Annotated in this window: 9 protein-coding genes; 5 read left to right on the top strand and 4 right to left on the bottom strand. The window is 71.3% G+C overall.

The genetic code is table 11. The features are described from left to right. Window positions 1-202 precede the first annotated feature (202 nt). On the top strand, window positions 203-6,580 hold the full coding sequence (locus G401_RS0106250) for an FG-GAP-like repeat-containing protein (protein ID WP_027341825.1): 6,378 nt from the start codon (window positions 203-205) through the stop codon (window positions 6,578-6,580). A 53-nt stretch (window positions 6,581-6,633) separates the two neighbouring features. Here the strand turns inward: G401_RS0106250 and G401_RS0106245 are convergent, their stop codons facing one another. Together G401_RS0106245 and G401_RS0106240 are read right to left on the bottom strand one after the other, a co-directional pair. Continuing rightward, window positions 6,634-7,644: a LacI family DNA-binding transcriptional regulator gene (locus G401_RS0106245; protein WP_034590866.1), complete on the bottom strand. Its 1,011-nt coding sequence runs from the start codon at window positions 7,642-7,644 to the stop codon at window positions 6,634-6,636. A 100-nt stretch (window positions 7,645-7,744) separates the two neighbouring features. Then, entirely contained in the window at window positions 7,745-8,536 is a 792-nt protein-coding gene (locus G401_RS0106240) for a maleylpyruvate isomerase family mycothiol-dependent enzyme (RefSeq protein ID WP_027341823.1), read from the bottom strand. Window positions 8,537-8,583: 47 nt separating this feature from the next. Between G401_RS0106240 and G401_RS0106235 the strand changes: the two genes are divergently transcribed. The 3 genes from G401_RS0106235 to G401_RS0106225 are packed head-to-tail and all read left to right on the top strand — an operon-like array spanning window position 8,584 to window position 12,994. Continuing rightward, window positions 8,584-9,624 carry a UDP-N-acetylmuramate dehydrogenase gene (locus G401_RS0106235; protein ID WP_027341822.1) on the top strand — a complete coding sequence of 347 codons (1,041 nt, stop codon included), beginning with the start codon at window positions 8,584-8,586 and terminating at the stop codon, window positions 9,622-9,624. Window positions 9,625-9,682: 58 nt separating this feature from the next. Then, a complete protein-coding gene (locus G401_RS0106230; protein ID WP_157545384.1) occupies window positions 9,683-11,395 on the top strand; it encodes a GEVED domain-containing protein in 1,713 nt (570 codons plus the stop codon). A gap of 6 nt (window positions 11,396-11,401) precedes the next feature. Then, window positions 11,402-12,994 (top strand): DUF6923 family protein, encoded by a 1,593-nt coding sequence (locus G401_RS0106225; protein WP_157545382.1) that lies wholly within the window; start codon window positions 11,402-11,404, stop codon window positions 12,992-12,994. Between the two features lie 212 nt (window positions 12,995-13,206). Here the strand turns inward: G401_RS0106225 and G401_RS0106220 are convergent, their stop codons facing one another. Beyond that, window positions 13,207-13,974 (bottom strand): methyltransferase domain-containing protein, encoded by a 768-nt coding sequence (locus G401_RS0106220; RefSeq protein ID WP_027341819.1) that lies wholly within the window; start codon window positions 13,972-13,974, stop codon window positions 13,207-13,209. Continuing rightward, a complete protein-coding gene (locus G401_RS0106215; protein ID WP_027341818.1) occupies window positions 13,971-14,723 on the bottom strand; it encodes an SDR family NAD(P)-dependent oxidoreductase in 753 nt (250 codons plus the stop codon). The genes G401_RS0106220 and G401_RS0106215 overlap by 4 nt, the downstream gene beginning before the upstream one ends. 107 nt (window positions 14,724-14,830) lie before the next feature. On the opposite strand from G401_RS0106215, the gene mshA reads away from it, so the two are divergent. Next, a complete protein-coding gene (gene mshA / locus G401_RS0106210) occupies window positions 14,831-16,180 on the top strand; it encodes a D-inositol-3-phosphate glycosyltransferase (RefSeq protein ID WP_051366247.1) in 1,350 nt (449 codons plus the stop codon). Window position 16,181: the final 1 nt, after the last annotated feature.

Genomic DNA, 16,181 nt, shown 5'->3' with positions numbered 1-16,181 from the left:
TTTCACCCGAATCATGGCCCAAGATTCGGGTGATTTCCCTGATCCAAACGGGATCATGAGGGCGAGCTCAGCGGGATCGTGAGGCGGGTGAGCAATGGGCGGGCGGGAGTTTGAGTAGCGCTTGCTCAGGCCCCGGGGTATCGACGGATGACACCGTTCCAGCGACGGGCAACCCGGCCCGTCGCTGCGAAAGGGAACCGTCATGCGTACCACGCCGCGGGCGTACCGGAAGCGCTCGCTGATTCACCTCCTCGCGCTGAGCCTGGCGCTGTCCACGACCACCGCCGGCCTCGCCGGGCCGGCCCTCGCCTCACCCCTGCCGAACGGCGCGCCCGCGCTGCCGGAGGCGATGACCGTCCCGGGTACGCCGATCCAGGCCGCCGTCGGCCATGTCGGTTACCTGCCGGGCTCCTGGGACGTGACCCCCAGCGGCTCGTTCGTGTACACGATCCCGCTGGACGTTCCGGCGGGCCGCGCGGGTGTGCAGCCGGCGCTGAGCCTGAACTACGACAGCGGGAGCGGCAACGGCACCGCCGGTGTCGGCTGGTCGCTGAGCGGCGCCGGATCGCAGATCGTCCGCTGTGGACACAGGTTGTCCACGGACGGCGTCGTAGCCGGGGTCAAGTACGACTCGACCGACCGCTTCTGCCTCGACGGCCAGGAACTGGCCCAGCTCGGCCCGATCCCGGGCGACCCGCCGCAGACCTTCGCCGAGTACCGCACCGAGCAGGACTCGTTCGCCCGGATCACGGCCACCGCCACGGCGGCCACGGCCGCGTCCGGCCCCGATTCCTTCGAGGTACGCACGAAGGACGGCCGCATCCGCACCTACCTGCCGCAGACGGCGACCCGGGTGACCTCGGGTGTCGGCTGGGATCCCGGCCCCACCACGGGCGACCAGCAGACCGCCGCCGTACGCGTCGCCTGGCTGCTCGCCACCGACCGCGACCGCTCCGGCAACCAGCTGTCGTACCAGTGGGACGTCACGGCCGGGAACTACGGACTGGAGATCCTGCCGAAGAAGATCGTCTACACCGAGCACGTCGGCGGCACCCCGCTGGCCGGCGTACGCGCGGTGGACTTCGCGTACGAGGCGCGGCCGGACAGTTCGTTCCGGTACGCGAACGGCGTGCGCTACGCCTCGACGAAGCGGCTGAAGACGGTCACGATGTCGGCGCCGAACCCGGCCGTCACCTCGGCCGTCTGGTACTACACCCTCCAGTACACGACCAGCCCGTCGGGTCGCAGCCTCCTGACCTCGGTCGCCAAGTGCGGCCAGCTCGGCGGCTGCCTGCGGGCCAAGCAGTTCACGTGGCAGCAGCCGGCCGCGCAGGTGCCGTCGTTCACGCAGACGGATCTCGGCGTACTCCCGGGGTTCCAGACCGGGCAGACCCGCCCGCCGCTGGGCCAGGTGCTGGACCTCGACGGCGACGGCACCGACGATCTGCTGTGGACACCCGGTGGGACCACGGACGCGAACAGCCCGATCCTGGCCCGGCGCGGCAAGACCGATGCGGCCACGGGCGCGGTGACCCCACTCGCCGACGAGACCTCGGTGACCGCCGCCTCCGTGGGCTGGCCGGCCAACGTCAACCTGATGACGAGCCGCGCGATGGACCGCCGGGGCACCGGCGCGATCAGCATGGCCGCGCAGTTCCCCACGGACCAGGCGAAGCTGTTCGACTGGGACGCCTCGCAGAAGTTCGTGGACACCGGGATCGCGATCAGCGCCTCGGCCAACACGGTCTTCGCCGACCTCAACGGCGACGGCCTGGCCGACTACATCACCGACGACGTCGTGGCCGGCGGCCTGAAGTACTACTCGGTACGCCTCAACAACGGCAACGGTTTCGACGCTCCGATGCCCTCGAACTACGCGGACGGCCCGGCGAACGGCAACGGGACCTGCCCGGCGCCACGGGTGACGGACGCCGACGGCGACGGCCGGGCGGACGTGGTGGGCCAGTCCTATTCCGCGGTGGGTTGCAGCTATGACCCGTGGGTCCTGCACCTGGACTCGGGCGGGCTGCCCGTCGGGCACCCGGAGTCGGACAAGATCGGCAGTGTCGTGTACGCGAAGGCGCTCCCGCAGATCAGTCACTACCGGGTCGTCAACGCGGACTTCAACAGTGACGGGCTGGACGACTACCTGCTGGTGCCCAACCACCTCGACCCGAACACGAACACCTGGGACCGCTCGGCCGCCCTGCTCTGGAACACCGGCGCGGGCCTGGTCGTGGACTCCCACACGCCGAACATCTTCCACGACGAGTACGCCGACCTGCGCCCCGCGGACCTCAACGGCGACGGCCGCGCGGATCTGGTCGTCTTCACGAACAACGCCACGACCGTGCTGATCTCCAACGGGGACGGCACCTTCGGCGGGGCGAACCTGGCGGCCGACGGCGGCACGGTCGACCCGAACGCCGGCCGGTCGCTCTCGCTGGCCGGGGACTTCACCGGCGACGGGCGTACCGACGTGGTGCGGGTGAGCGGCGGGCACCAGCTGCTGCTGACGCAGAATCCGTCCTACCCGGACACGCTCGTCAAGGTGACCGACGAGGACACGAACTGGGCGGCCGAGACGGTCACCTACAGCAACTCCTGGTCCGACCACCCCGAGAAGCTCGCCAACTACACGTGCACCTATCCCGTGCGCTGCGTACGCGGTGGGCAGACGGTCGTACGCCAGGTCGTCGACCGCCGGCACCTGCTGGACCCCGCGAACACGGCGGACGGCTACACGCTGCAGTACGCGTACGAGGACCCGGCGTTCGACTCGCGGGGCCGCGGGTTCCTCGGGTTCGGCACCATGCGGGTCTGGGATCCGCAGCGGCCGGCCGAGACGACCTACAACTTCCAGCTGCACAAGTCGCGTGTGGACGGTCAGTACTACCCGTCCGTGGAGCGCCCGCTCAGCGTGACGACGGCCGTGCCGATCCTGGCCGGCAGCTGGCCGGGCCGCAAGCCCGCCACGGTCAACGCCCGGATCACCCGAACGAGCAGCACCTACGAGCTGCGCCACCTCAACGGCTCGACCACGTACGCGGTGTTCCCGAAGACGAGCGCCGAGCTCGAATGGGAGCAGAACGCCACCATGACGTGGGGCCCGCTCGGCCCGGCGACCGCCACGGAGCACGTGAGCGGCATCGTCGAACCGGCCCACGCGCCGAAGCGTACGGACCGGACGTTCACCTACGACGACTTCGGGAACCTGACCGACAGCGTCACCGCGGTGGCGGCCGGCGACACGACGACCGTGCACACCGACTACGACAACCGCGTGGGGGACTGGCTGGTCTCGCTCGCCACCCACCAGGCCACGACGTCGGCCGTCGCCGCGAACCAGCCGGCCGCGGTCACGCGTACCACCGATCGGGAGTTCGACGCGCTCGGCCGGCTGACGGCGGCGTGGGTGGAGAAGGGGAACGCTAACCCGGACGTCACGAAGGCGACCTCGTTCGTGCTCAACGACTTCGGCACGGTCGACTCGGTGCTGACCACGGCCGCCGGCCTGCCCGACCGGGTCACCCACTTCGTGTACGCGGCGCCGTTCGCGGGCCAGCCGAACGAGTGGATGGACGCGTACCAGAGCTGGGCCGAGCATGCCGATCCCGCGTACCGGCCGGCTTCCTGGCAGGTCGTGTACCCCGCGTACGGCGTGGTGGTGGCGAGCGAGGACGTGAACGGCGTGCAGGCGACGGCGACGTTCGACGCGCTGGGCCGGACCGTGCACACGACGGCCGACGGCCAGGATCCCACGACCGTCACGTACGCCGACCGGCCCGACACGGCCGGCGGCACGAACGGGACCGTGACGAGCGGTCAGATCGGCGCGGCGCCGCTGATGCCGCGGATCGTCAGCTCGACGGCGGACGCGCTGGGCCGCACCATCGCGAGTGGACAGACGGCCTTCAACGGCCAGACCGCCACGACCACCAGCAGGTACGACGCGCTGGGCCGGCTCGCGAGCCGGACGGTGCCCGCGCCGGGCGGCACGACGGCGTTCGGGTACGACAGCCTCGACCGGCTCGTCGCGCAATCGCAGCCGGACGGCTCGATCGCCAAGAACACCTACACGATGTTCACCGAGAAGGCCCTCTCACCCGCGGGTGCGCAGACCGACACGACCTTCGACGTGAACGGCCGGCTCACCGCGAGCACCATCGGCGGGGCGACGACCACCTACCAGTACGGCCCCTTCGGCCTGCTGTGGACGGCGATCGACGCGCAGGGGCACCAGACCGCGCACGCCTACGACGTCGAGGGACGGCAGGTCCAGGTCGACGACCCGGACACCGGCCGGACCACCGACACCTACTACGGCACGGGTGACCTGCGGCAGCAGACCGCCGTGGCGACCGGCTCGACCATCGCCTTCGGCTACGACGACCTCGGCCGGTCCGTGTCGCGTACCGATGCCGACGGGACGGCGACGTTCACCTACGACACCGCCGCGCACGGCGTCGGCAAGCTCGCCGCCGCGATGAGCGCCGACGGGATCCTCACCGGGTACCGCTACGACACGAACGGCCGCGCGGTCGGCACCGACTACACCGACACCACCACCGGCGCCGCGTACCACGTCGATCAGGCGTACGGGGCCAACAACCGGCTCGCGAGCACCGCGTACCCCGCGGTTCCCGGGCGGTCGCGGTTCACCGTCGGCTACGGCTACACCCAGTTCGGCGCGACCAGCTCGGTCTCCGACGTCACCACCGGGCAGCCGCGTTCACTGTGGACAGTCCTCTCGCGTACGCCGAACTCCGCGCTCCAGTCGGCCACGCTGGGAGCGGCCAACCTGACGATGGCGTACGACTCGCCGTCCGGGCGGCTGCACGAGATCTCGGTCGGCGGACCGGGCGGACCCGTGCAGGACCTGACGTACGCGTACCAGGCCGACGGCCTCGTCACCGGCCGGACCGACAGCGTCACCGGGCGGACCGAGTCGTTCGGCTACGACGCCGCCGGACAGCTCACGTCTTGGCAGCTGAACAACGACACCACGGGGTACGCCTACGACCCGGTCGGCGACCTCACCTCGATCACGAAGAACGGGACGGTCACCGAGACGCGGACGTACGGCAACTTCAACGGCGGCCAGCCGCACACGCTGACCACCATCACGACGGCCGGCGGCACCTCGGCCAAGTCGTACTACGACGGCGAGGGCCGCCAGACCCAGGGCGACGGGCGTACCACCACGTTCACCGCTCGGGACCTGCCGAAATCGGTGACCGTCGGCGGCGTGACGACGACGTTCGCGTACGACGCCTTCGGGGCCCGGGTGAAGCAGACCTCGCCGACCGCGAGCACCTTCACCATTCCCGGCCTGTACGAGCACCGGGTCACCGGCGGGAGCACGACGGACGTGTTCTTCGTCCAGGGCACCGACGGCCCGGTCGGCCAGGTCGTCTACGCGGGCAGCACCACCACGACCGAGTACGCCGTCCACGACGCCCTCGGTTCGGTGACGGCGACCCTCGACGGGGCGGGTGCCGTGGCCGAGCGGCTGTACTACGAGCCCTTCGGCGCGCGTACGCAGGCCGACGGCACTCCGCTGGCGACCGCCGGTGGCGATGTCCGGCGCGGCTTCGCCGGTGACGACCACGCCGACGACCTCCGCCTGATCGACCTGGGCGGCCGCGTGTACGACCCGGCGCAGCACGCGTTCCTGTCCGCCGATCCGCTGCACCTGCCGGCGGCCGACCCGTACGCGTACGTCCACAACAGCCCGCTGAGCTTCACCGACCCGTCCGGGTTCACCGAATGCGACGCGGCCTGCCTGTGGTGGAACAGCTACGTGCAGGACTCCTTCAACGAGTTCGCCGAGGCCGGTGAGGCGTACGAGGAGGGAGGCGCCCACGGGCTGGCCGACCACGAGAAGACCCTGCTGCAGCACGCCGAGAAGGAGTACGCCCAGCACGTGCTCACCGACGAGCGGCTGAAGCTGGAGGAGCTCAAGGCGCAGGCGGCCAAGGCGGACAGCACCGGGACCTCGTCCGGCGACAAGCCGGCGCCCAACACCCCGGCGCCCGACGCGGCCACGCAGGCGCAGACCCAGGCGTCACCGGCGCCCGCGGCGGGCGGGGACATCCCGGCGGCCTTCGGCACCTGGGACGCGGCGGCGATCGTGGCCGGGCTGCTGGCGCTGGCCGCGGGGGTTCCGCTACCGACGCTGCTCGACGCGGCCGCGGCCGGGCAGGACATCTCGCAGCTGACGGCGCAGTGCCAGAGCGACCCGGCGAGCTGCCAGTCGACCGTCCAGGCGGCGGCGACCAAGCCGGCCGCGGCGGCCGCCCCGGTGGCCGACCCCAACGACGAGGTCGTGAAGTCCTTCGAGAAGCTCGCCCAGTCCGCCCAGGACCACATCGGGGAGGTGCAGGCCCGGATCGACCAGGACACCCAGGCGCTCCAGCAGGCGTACGCGAACTACGACGGTACGCAGCACGCGGCCTTCGAGGTGGAGATGGCGGCCAGCAGCCTGGACTGGGACCGGCAGCGCCTGGCCAACGCCCAGCACGACTACGACGCGATGGTGATCTACGTCGAGCGGGCGAAGCACAGGTTCGCCGAATGACGAGGTGAGATGAGGTAATCCGCGGCCGGGGTTCTCGAACCCCGGCCGCGCCGTCATGCGGAGGCTCGGATCACCATCTCGGTCGGGAGGACCACCGCGTGCGGCACGTCCTCGCCGGCCGCCAGGCGCAGCAGCTGCCGGGCCATCTCCCGGCCCTGGCCGATGATCGGCTGGCGGACGGTGGTCAGCGGGGGCTCGGCGTACTTGGCCTGCTCGACGTCGTCGAAGCCGACCAGGGCCACGTCGTCCGGTACGCGCCGGCCGGCCTCCCGCAGCGCGGTGAGCGCCCCGAAGGCCATCAGGTCGCTGGCCACGAAGACCGCGTCGAGGTGGGGATCGTCGGACAGCAGCTGCCGCATCGCCACCGCGCCGGATTCCCGGGTGAAGTCGCCGACGGCCACGATCGAGCGGCGGTCGGTGTCCCGGAGCACTTCGCGGTATCCGTTGAGGCGGTCTATCCCGGCGACCATGTCCTGCGGGCCGGCCACGGTCGCGATGCGCGTACGCCCGCTCTGCAGGAGGTGCCGGACGGCCATCCGGGCGCCGCCGACGTTGTCCACCTCGACATAGGGGACGGGGCTGCGGCCGAGCGGCCGGCCGCCGCACAGGACCGGGATGCCCATCCGGTGCAGGGCGTTCGGCAGCGGGTCGGCACCGTGCATCGAAGCGATGATCACGCCGTCGACATGCCGCGCCAGCGCGTACCGCTCGATCCGGTCGTGCGAGGCCTGCGAGCCGCCGACCATCAGCACGAGCTGCTTGTCGGCGCCTTCGAGCTCCTGGGAGACGCCCCGGATGAAGCCGGGGATCGCCTGGTCCTCGGAGAAGACGCGGAACTCGGTCTCCGGCAGGATCAACGCGATCGAGTCCGTACGCTGCGTCACCAGGCTGCGGGCGGCCTGGTTCGGCACGTACCCGAGTTCGGCGATGGCGCGCTGGACGGACTCGCGGATCGTGGCCGCGACCGTCGGCGAGCCGTTCACGACGCGTGAAACGGTGGCGCGCGAGACCCCCGCGCGCTCAGCGACCTGTTCCAGCGTGGGTCGACTGGTCACCGCCACCATCCCTACGTCCGATTCCTGGGATGACCATACGAGATGTCCTCCACCGCCCACTCCCCGGGACAGATCCCGCTCGGCTGGCCGAAGGGCCGGTCTTCGCCGATCAGCCGACCCGCAGCGCCTCCAGCAGCGTCTCGTCGCCGTCGATGTCGAGCACGTCGAAGTCGACCCGGCCGAACAGCGTCAGCAGCAGGTCGGACGCCGAACCGCTGGCCGCGACGCGGGCGTTGGGGTCGTCGCCGTCGAGCAGCGTGCCGGTGTCGAGCAGGGCGATGCCCGGCCCGCGCAGCCGCACGAACCACTCGTCGCCGATGTCGTCGGCCAGCAGGTGGACGACGCCGAAGCGGTCGGTCGGCCCGAGCCGCCGCGAGCCGCCCGCCGGCAGCCAGGTGTCGAGCACCTCGCTGACACCGTCGGAGGCCAGCTTCTCCTCGACCGGTTCGGCCCGGGCGAGGGCCATCTCGGCGTCCCAACGGTGCACCGCCATCTCCAGGGCACCTCGGCGCTGCCAGAAGGCGACCTTCTTGGCCTGCGGCGCCCAGTTCCAGGCGGGCATGTCCGGGTCGAGCGCCGCCAGCGTCGTCAGCAGCCGCTCGGCGCGCTCGTCGAAGAAGGCGATCGCGGAGTCGGCGTCCGGCCGGTGGCTCGGCGGCGTCCCCTCGCTGATCGGGGCGAGGCCCGGGTCGCTGGTCACGCCGCGGCTGACGTGCGAGAGGAACCGGTCGTACACGTACGTCACATGGTGGACCAGGTCAAGCATCGTCCAGCCCGGGCAGGACGGCACCGGGATGGCGGGGTCGGCGGCGAGCGCCTCGACCGCCGCGGCCCGGAAGTCCGCGACCTCCGTTTTCAGAGCGCCCAGCCAGAAATCCTTGCCACCGTGTCTACCGCTCATTCGGTCCTCCCGCTCCCACGACCTGATGCACAGCTTAGGGTGACTGTGTGCCTGAGGTCAGCCCTGACGTACCGCTCGCCCCGTGGACAACGCTCGGACTGGGCGGTCCCGCCCGGCGCGCCGTGGTCGCGCGTACCGCCGAGGAGATCGTCACAGCCGTCCGGTCCGCCGGTGACGAGCCCGTTCTCGTCCTCGCGGGCGGGAGCAACGTCGTCGTGGCGGATGCCGGTTACCCCGGACTGGCCGTCCTCATTCGCTCCTCGGGATGGTCGGTGTCCGCCGAGGACGGTCCCGCCGTGGACCTCGTCGTCGAGGCCGGGCAGGACTGGGACGAACTGGTCGCGTACACCGTCACCGAGGGGCTGGCCGGCGTCGAGTGCCTGTCCGGCGTACCGGGGTCGGCCGGCGCCACGCCCATCCAGAACGTGGGCGCCTACGGCCAGGACGTCTCCGAGGTCATCACCGGGGTCACCGTCCTCGACCGGCACACCGGCGACGTCGTCGACCTGACCGCGGCGGACTGCGGGTTCGCGTACCGGTCCAGCCGCTTCAAGCACAGCGACCGCTGGATCGTGCTCTCCGTCGGCCTGCGCCTGCAGCGCTCGACCACGTCCACCCCCATCCGGTACGCGGAACTCGCCCGGGCCGTCGGCGTAGAACAGGGCGGCACCGCTCCACTGAAGACGGTCCGGGACGCCGTGCTCGCCCTGCGCCGGGGCAAGGGCATGGTGCTCGACCCGGCCGACCCCGACACCCGCTCGGTCGGCTCGTTCTTCGTCAACCCGGTGCTGTCCGCCGGGGCGTACGCGCATCTGGTGGCGCAGCTCGACGGCCGCGAGCCGCCCTCGTGGCCGGACGGCGACGTCGTGAAGGTCAGCGCGGCCTGGCTGATCGAGCACGCCGGTTTCGCGAAGGGGTACGCGCGCGCCGGCGCGGCGATCTCGGGCAAGCACACGCTGGCGCTGACGAGCCGGGGCGGGAGCACGGCGGACCTGCTGGCCCTCGCCCAGGAGGTACGCGACGGCGTGCACGAGCGGTTCGGCGTGACCCTGCGGCCGGAGCCGGTCCTGGTCAACTGCGAGCTCTGACCGCTCGTCACAGCAGCTCAGGCCCGTCGTTACGTCCGTTATGCAAGCTTTGCGCAATATGCGGCGATGGGCCCGGCCCGCCGCCGCACTTCTTCTGGCTCTCACCTCGCCGGTGGTGACCACGGCCCGCCCGGCGCACGCCGCTCCGGTGGAGGCCGCCCTGGGCGCCCCCATCGCGCCGTTCGCCACCTGTCCCAACTACGGATACATGGTCACCCTGCCGATGGGCAGCGGCCGCTCGACCTTCAACCGGTACGACATCGGCACCGCGACGCTGCAGCCGATCAAGCAGTTCGGCTTCGTGGTCAACGCGATCGGCCTTTCGCGTACGCAACTCGTCTTCTGGGGGCTGCACTCGGTCGACAACGCCCCGGACGCGCTGGTGCGGTTCGACTCCGCGGGCAACCTGGACGAGGTCGGCGTACCCACGGACGCGGGCGGTATGCCACTGCCGACGTTCGAGGCGCTGGCCGGCACGGTCGACGGGGACGTGCTGATCGTGCACACCCGGGAGCCGGCCAACCACCTCATGCGCATCGACGTGAACCCGGCCAGCCCGACCTTCACGCAGGTGCTGTCCGACGTGACGCTGTCGCGGACGACGCCGGGGGTCGCGTACCTCAACATCGGCGACTGGGACGTCTTCGACCAGGACGGCCTGCTGTACGCGATCGAGCTCAGCTCCGCGTTCCGCAAGGTCGTCAAGATCGATCCAGCGACCGGGGTGGTCACGGACGTCGCCGACCTGTCGGCCGACCTGCCGGAAAGCGACAACTACGGCGCCGCGTTCATGGAGGACGGCAGCGGGAACCTGTACGTCTCGGCGAACAACATCATCAGCGGCGGGGCGAAGACGGATCAGAGCCAGACCTTCATGATCCGCACGACGCACGACCCGGTCATCGTCACCGCGTACGCGAAGGGGACGGGCCTGCGCGTGAACGACGGCGGGGACTGCCTGGTGGCCACGGACTTCGGCGACGCGCCGGACTCCTACGGCACCCTCGACGCGTCCGGCGGCCCGGCCCACATCCTCACGTCCTACCTGCACCACGGCATGAAGCTGCGGCTCGGTACGAAGATCGACGCCGACCTGGACGGCTTCGACAACGCCGCCGGGACGACGGACGACGACAACATCCCCGGCGACAACGACGAGGACGGCCTCCCCGCCGGTACCAAGATCTCGGCGGGCCACCCCAGCGTGACGATCCCGGTGACCAACACGACCGGGCTGGCCGCGGTGGTCGCGGGCTGGCTGGACGCGAACCGGAACGGGAAGTTCGACGCGAACGAGCGGGCGACCAGGGACTTGGCGGCGAGCGCCACCTCCGCGACCTTGACCTGGCCCGCGTTCACCCTCGCGACCTCGGCGAAGACGTTCCTGCGCCTGCGGATCTACCAGGGCGGGGCCACCGAGGCGGCAGCCGGCCCGCAGCCGGGCGGCTGGGTGAACGGCGGCGAGGTCGAGGACCACCAGGTGACGCTGACCCCGGCGGTGACGGCGGTGCGCCAGAACGCCCCGGCGGCGGCTCCTCCGGCCGCGGCCACGGGAGACGTCCCGCCGGCCACCAAGGACTGGGATGACGACGGCGATATCGACTACAACGATGCGCTGCTCGCGCAGACCGGCTTCGTCCTGCGGCCCTATCTGATGCTGGGCATCGGTCTGGTCCTCGTCGGACTGGCCCTGCTCACCGGGGCTTTGATCTTCGGTCCGCGAAAGATGCGCAGGTCGCGGCAGTCACCCGAGTCGGGGAGAGTTCGTTAGGGTTTCGTGCGCTTTATCCGAATTGGTCGCCTCGTCGGTCTCACCCTCGTCGGCTCGGCGGCGGTCGGTGCTCTGCCGGCCGCCGCCGCCTTCGCCGAGATAGCCCCACCGATAGCCCCGTTCGCGGAATGCCCGAACCTCGGCTATCAGGTGCAATCCGAGGACGGCAAGACGTCGACCTACGGATACTTCGACCTCAACACCTCGAAGTTCGTCCCCATCAAGAGCCTCGGCAGCTCGGTCAACGCCGGCGGCTACTCCCGCGATCAGCGGGTGTTCTGGGGAATGCGTACCAACCCCGACAACAACACCCTCGTACGCTGGGACTCCGAGGGGAACACGACGGACTTCGGGCCGCTGAACGGCGTACCGGTGGGGCAGGTGGTCCGGACGAACGTCGGCACCGTCGACGATCAGGACCACCTGCTGATCCTGACCCGCGACCCGGCGGCCGACAAGCCCGGCCTGGTCGGCCCGATCAACGAGCTGATCTCGATCGACGTCGACCCGAGCGACGGCAGCGTCGGCGACATCCTCAGCATGGTTCCGCTGAGCCGGGCGACGCCGGGCATGAACTTCCTGCGCATCGGCGACTGGGACTTCAATCCGACCGACGGCAAGCTGTACGCCCTGGAGGAGGTCGGCACCACCAAGCGGGAACTGGTCTCGATCGACCCGGCGACCGGCCAGGTCACCGACGTGAAGGATCTCAGCGCGCAGCTGCCCGAGTCGCAGAACTACGGCGCGGTCTACGTCGAGGACGTCAGCGGCACCGTGTACGTGTCGGCCAACGACGTCGACAGCAAGCTGGCGCACGGCGAGCCGGGAGCGTACAGCGAGACCTTCGCGATCTACGCGCCCTACGCCAACCCGACCGTGCTGAAGTACACGCCGGGCCCGGCGCTGCTCATCAACGACGGCGCGGACTGCCTGGTCGCGACGGACTTCGGCGACGCCCCGGACAGCTACCACACGCTGAACCCGCACGACGGTCCCGGCCACATCTTCACCGAGGTCGACCACCCCGGCCAGGAACTGCGCATCGGCAAGCTGATCGACGCCGACCTGGACGGCATCCCGACCCCGAACGCGGACGGCGACGACAAGAACCTGCCCGTCAACGACGAGGACGGGGTGGCGCCGGGTACCACGATCTCCACCGCGGACCCGGGCCTGGACGTCCCGATCACCAACACCACGGGTGCGGCGGCGACGCTCGCCGGCTGGGTCGACTTCAACGGCAGCGGCACCTTCGACACCGGCGAGCGCGCCACGGTCGCCGTCTCGGCCACTGACACCACCGCGCACCTGCACTGGAAGGCCCTGGAGGCGGGCGGTGTCACCAGCACCTTCCTGCGCCTGCGGCTCTACCCGGGTACGGTCGCGGACCCGAAGCCGGACGGGGCGGCGTTCATCCACGGCGGCGAGATCGAGGACCACAAGATCCTGCTGGGCCTGCCGAACACGGGCCAGCGCCTGCTGCCCATCATCGAGGCCGGGCTCGGCCTGATGGTCGTCGGCGCGGCGGTCACGGTCGCCACCCGCCGCCGCCCGTCTCCGCGCCGCCGTCCGTCGCCCCGCCCCACCGCCACCGCCTGACACCGCCCACCCCGGCCGCCCACCCCGGCTCGCTCGCCGCGGCCCGGGCCGCCGCATCCAAGATCCCGCTTGGATCACGGTTGTCACCCGAATCTTGGGCCAAGATTCGGGTGATTTCCCTGATCCAAGCGGGATCTTCGCGTAGCGGGAGCGGGCGGGATCTTCGCGTAGCCGGGCGGGAGCGGGAGCGGGGCGGGGTTGGGCAGGGCGGGTCAGGCGGGCCAGGGGAGGGTGAGTTCGCCCATGCGCCAGCGGACCGGGCCGTCGAGGACCGCGTACCCGAGGGCGCGGAACTCCTCGACCGTCCGCACCCAGCGCTGCCGGGGCCCGAAGACACCCATCGGGGCCGACCGCTGCCAGCAGCCGTCCAGCGCCCGCAGCAGCTCGTGGACCGGCTCGCCCGGCACGTTGCGATGGATGAGCGCCTTGGGCAGCCGTTCGGCGAAGGTCGCGGGACTCTCCAGCGTGGACAGTCGCGCCGCGAGGGTCAGGCTCACCGGCGTCTGCGCGTCCGCCGGCAGGGTCGCCCACGTCGCGAGCCGGCCCAGCTCGTCACAGGTGCCCTCCACCAGCCAGCCGCCGTCGGCCAGCGAGCCGGTCATCGTACGCCACGCGGCCAGCACCGCCGACTCGTCGTACTGGCGAAGGACGTTGAAGGCGCGGACGACCTGCGGCCGCAGGCCCGCCAGTTCGAACCCGCCCCGGCGGAACTCCAGGCGGGGCGGGTCCGCGGCCGGCTGGGCCTGCGCGACGCGTACCGGATCGATTTCGAGGCCGACCACCCGCGGCCGGAACCGGGCCAGCCGGTACGCGAGTTCCACGGCGGTGATCGGGGTGGCGCCGTAACCGAGGTCGACGACGAGCGGAGACTCCACAGCGGACAGTGCCGGCCCCAGCCGGTACGCGATCCACCGATCCACCCGCCGCAGGCGGTTGGGGTTGGTGGTGCCGCGGGTGATCTCGCCGAGCGGGCGGTTCACGGCACGCGGTGGACCTTGTGCTGGGCGGCCTGGGCCAGTGGGCGGACCACGAGCCGGTCGATGTTGACGTGGTGCGGCCGGGTGGCGCACCAGGCGACGCAGTCGGCGACGTCGTCGGCCACCAGCGGCTCGGCGACGCCCGCGTAGACGGCGGCGGCCTTCTCGGTGTCGCCGTCGAAGCGGTTGACCGCGAACTCGTCGGTACGCACCATGCCCGGCTCGATCTCGATCACCCGCACGGGCCGGCCGCTGAGTTCCAGCCGCAGCGTTCCGGTGAGCGCGTGCTGCGCGTGCTTGGCCGCGGTGTACCCGCCGCCGCCTTCGTAGACGACGTGCCCGGCGGTCGACACGATGTTGACGATCGTGCCCGACCCCTTCTCCAATGCGGGCAGCAGCGCCCGGGTCATCCGCAGGGTGCCGAGGACGTTGACGTCGAACATCCACTGCCAGTCGGCGGTCAGACCGTCGGCGACCGAGTCCGCGCCCTTCGCCCCGCCCGCGTTGTTGACGAGCAGTGCGAGGCTCTCCAGGCCGGCGGCGAAGTCCAGGACCGCCGCCTCGTCGGTCACGTCCAGGTGGACGGCGGTGGCCGCACCGCCCTTGGCCTGGATGTCCGCGACCACCTCGGCCAGCCGCTCCGTACGCCGCGCGGCAGCGAGCACGTGGAAGCCCTCGGCGGCCAGCCGGCGGGCGGTGGCCGCGCCGATGCCGCTGGAGGCGCCGGTCACAACGGCGAGATCGCTCTGCATACACCGATCATGCCTTCCGGCATGATGCGTGGCGGGACCGGGTAACCCACCAGGCCGACCGGGCCCGCACAGTGATGTGGATCACGCGGGCCGGTTGTGTCGGGATTATGAACGCCCTCTTCTCTGTTGGAGCGCACGTGAGTTCTCGGACCCCTCGGCGCATCGCGACCCTCTCGGTGCACACATCGCCCCTGCACCAGCCCGGAACAGGCGACGCCGGCGGTATGAACGTCTACATCGTCGAAGTCTCCAAACGGCTGGCCGAGGCCGGCGTCGAGGTCGAGATCTTCACCCGCACGACCTCCAGCGAGCTGCCGCGGCACGTCGAGGTGGCGCCGGGCGTACGCGTGACGCACGTCAACGCCGGGCCGTTCGAGGGGCTCGCCAAGGAAGATCTCCCCGCCCAGCTGTGCGCCTTCACGCAAGGCGTCCTGCGTGCGGAGGCCGCCCGCCCGCCGGGCCACTATGACCTGCTGCACTCCCACTACTGGCTGTCCGGGCAGGTCGGCTGGCTGGCGAAGGAGCGCTGGGGCGTACCGCTGGTGCACACCGCGCACACCCTCGCCAAGGTCAAGAACCTCCAGCTGGCCGACGGCGACCGGGCCGAGCCGATGGCCCGGGTGATCGGCGAGGAACAGGTGGTCGCCGAGTCGACCAGGCTCATCGCCAACACCCCGACCGAGGCCCGCGAGCTGATCGACCTCTACGACGCCCCGCTGGACCGGGTCAGCGTGGTCGAGCCCGGCGTCGACCTCGACCGCTTCCGGCCGCTGCCGCGCGTCGCCGCGAGCGCCGGCAAGCTGGCCGCCCGCCGCCGCCTCGGCCTGCCCGAACGCGGTCACATCATCGCGTTCGTCGGCCGCATCCAGCCGCTCAAGGCCCCCGACGTACTGCTGTCCGCCCTCGCCGAACTCGCCGCGAACGCGCCCGAGGTGGCCGAGCAGACGACCGTGGTCATCGTCGGCGGCCCCAGCGGCAGCGGCCTCGACCGGCCCACCGCCCTCATGGACCTGGCCGCCAACCTCGGGATCGCGGCCCGCGTACGGTTCCTGCCTCCGCAGAGCGGCGACGACCTGGTCGCCGTCTACCGCGCCGCCGACCTGGTCGCGGTGCCGTCCTACAACGAGTCCTTCGGCCTCGTCGCCCTCGAAGCCCAAGCCACGGGTACGCCGGTCGTCGCGGCGGCCGTCGGCGGTCTCGTGACGGCCGTCCGGGACGGGATCAGCGGCGTACTCGTCGACGGGCACGCGCCGCAGGAGTGGGGCCTCGTCCTCGAACGCCTGCTCCGCGAGCCTGCCCGGCTGCTCGATCTCGCCCGTGGGGCCGTCGAACACGCGCGGGCGTTCTCGTGGTCGCGTACGGCGGCGGGGCTGCTGGACGTCTACCGTGAGGCCATGGACGACAACCGCCGCCGGCTCACGCTGCGCGACGACGCCGAGCTGGCCGGCGCGTGGTAGA

This window comes from Hamadaea tsunoensis DSM 44101 (assembly GCF_000428945.1).
Lineage (GTDB): Bacteria > Actinomycetota > Actinomycetes > Mycobacteriales > Micromonosporaceae > Hamadaea > Hamadaea tsunoensis.
Note: the sequence above shows the minus strand (reverse complement) of the source record. Positions and strands in the feature narration are given on the sequence as shown.

What these genes read in the sequence shown, in the direction of transcription:
- G401_RS0106240 (WP_027341823.1), bottom strand. Translation starts at nt 8,536, where the DNA reads ATGAGCGGTAGACACGGTGGCAAGGATTTCTGGCTGGGCGCTCTGAAA.
- G401_RS0106250 (WP_027341825.1), top strand. Translation starts at nt 203, where the DNA reads ATGCGTACCACGCCGCGGGCGTACCGGAAGCGCTCGCTGATTCACCTC.
- G401_RS0106245 (WP_034590866.1), bottom strand. Translation starts at nt 7,644, where the DNA reads ATGGTGGCGGTGACCAGTCGACCCACGCTGGAACAGGTCGCTGAGCGC.
- mshA (WP_051366247.1), top strand. Translation starts at nt 14,831, where the DNA reads ATGAACGCCCTCTTCTCTGTTGGAGCGCACGTGAGTTCTCGGACCCCT.
- G401_RS0106215 (WP_027341818.1), bottom strand. Translation starts at nt 14,723, where the DNA reads ATGCAGAGCGATCTCGCCGTTGTGACCGGCGCCTCCAGCGGCATCGGC.
- G401_RS0106230 (WP_157545384.1), top strand. Translation starts at nt 9,683, where the DNA reads ATGCGGCGATGGGCCCGGCCCGCCGCCGCACTTCTTCTGGCTCTCACC.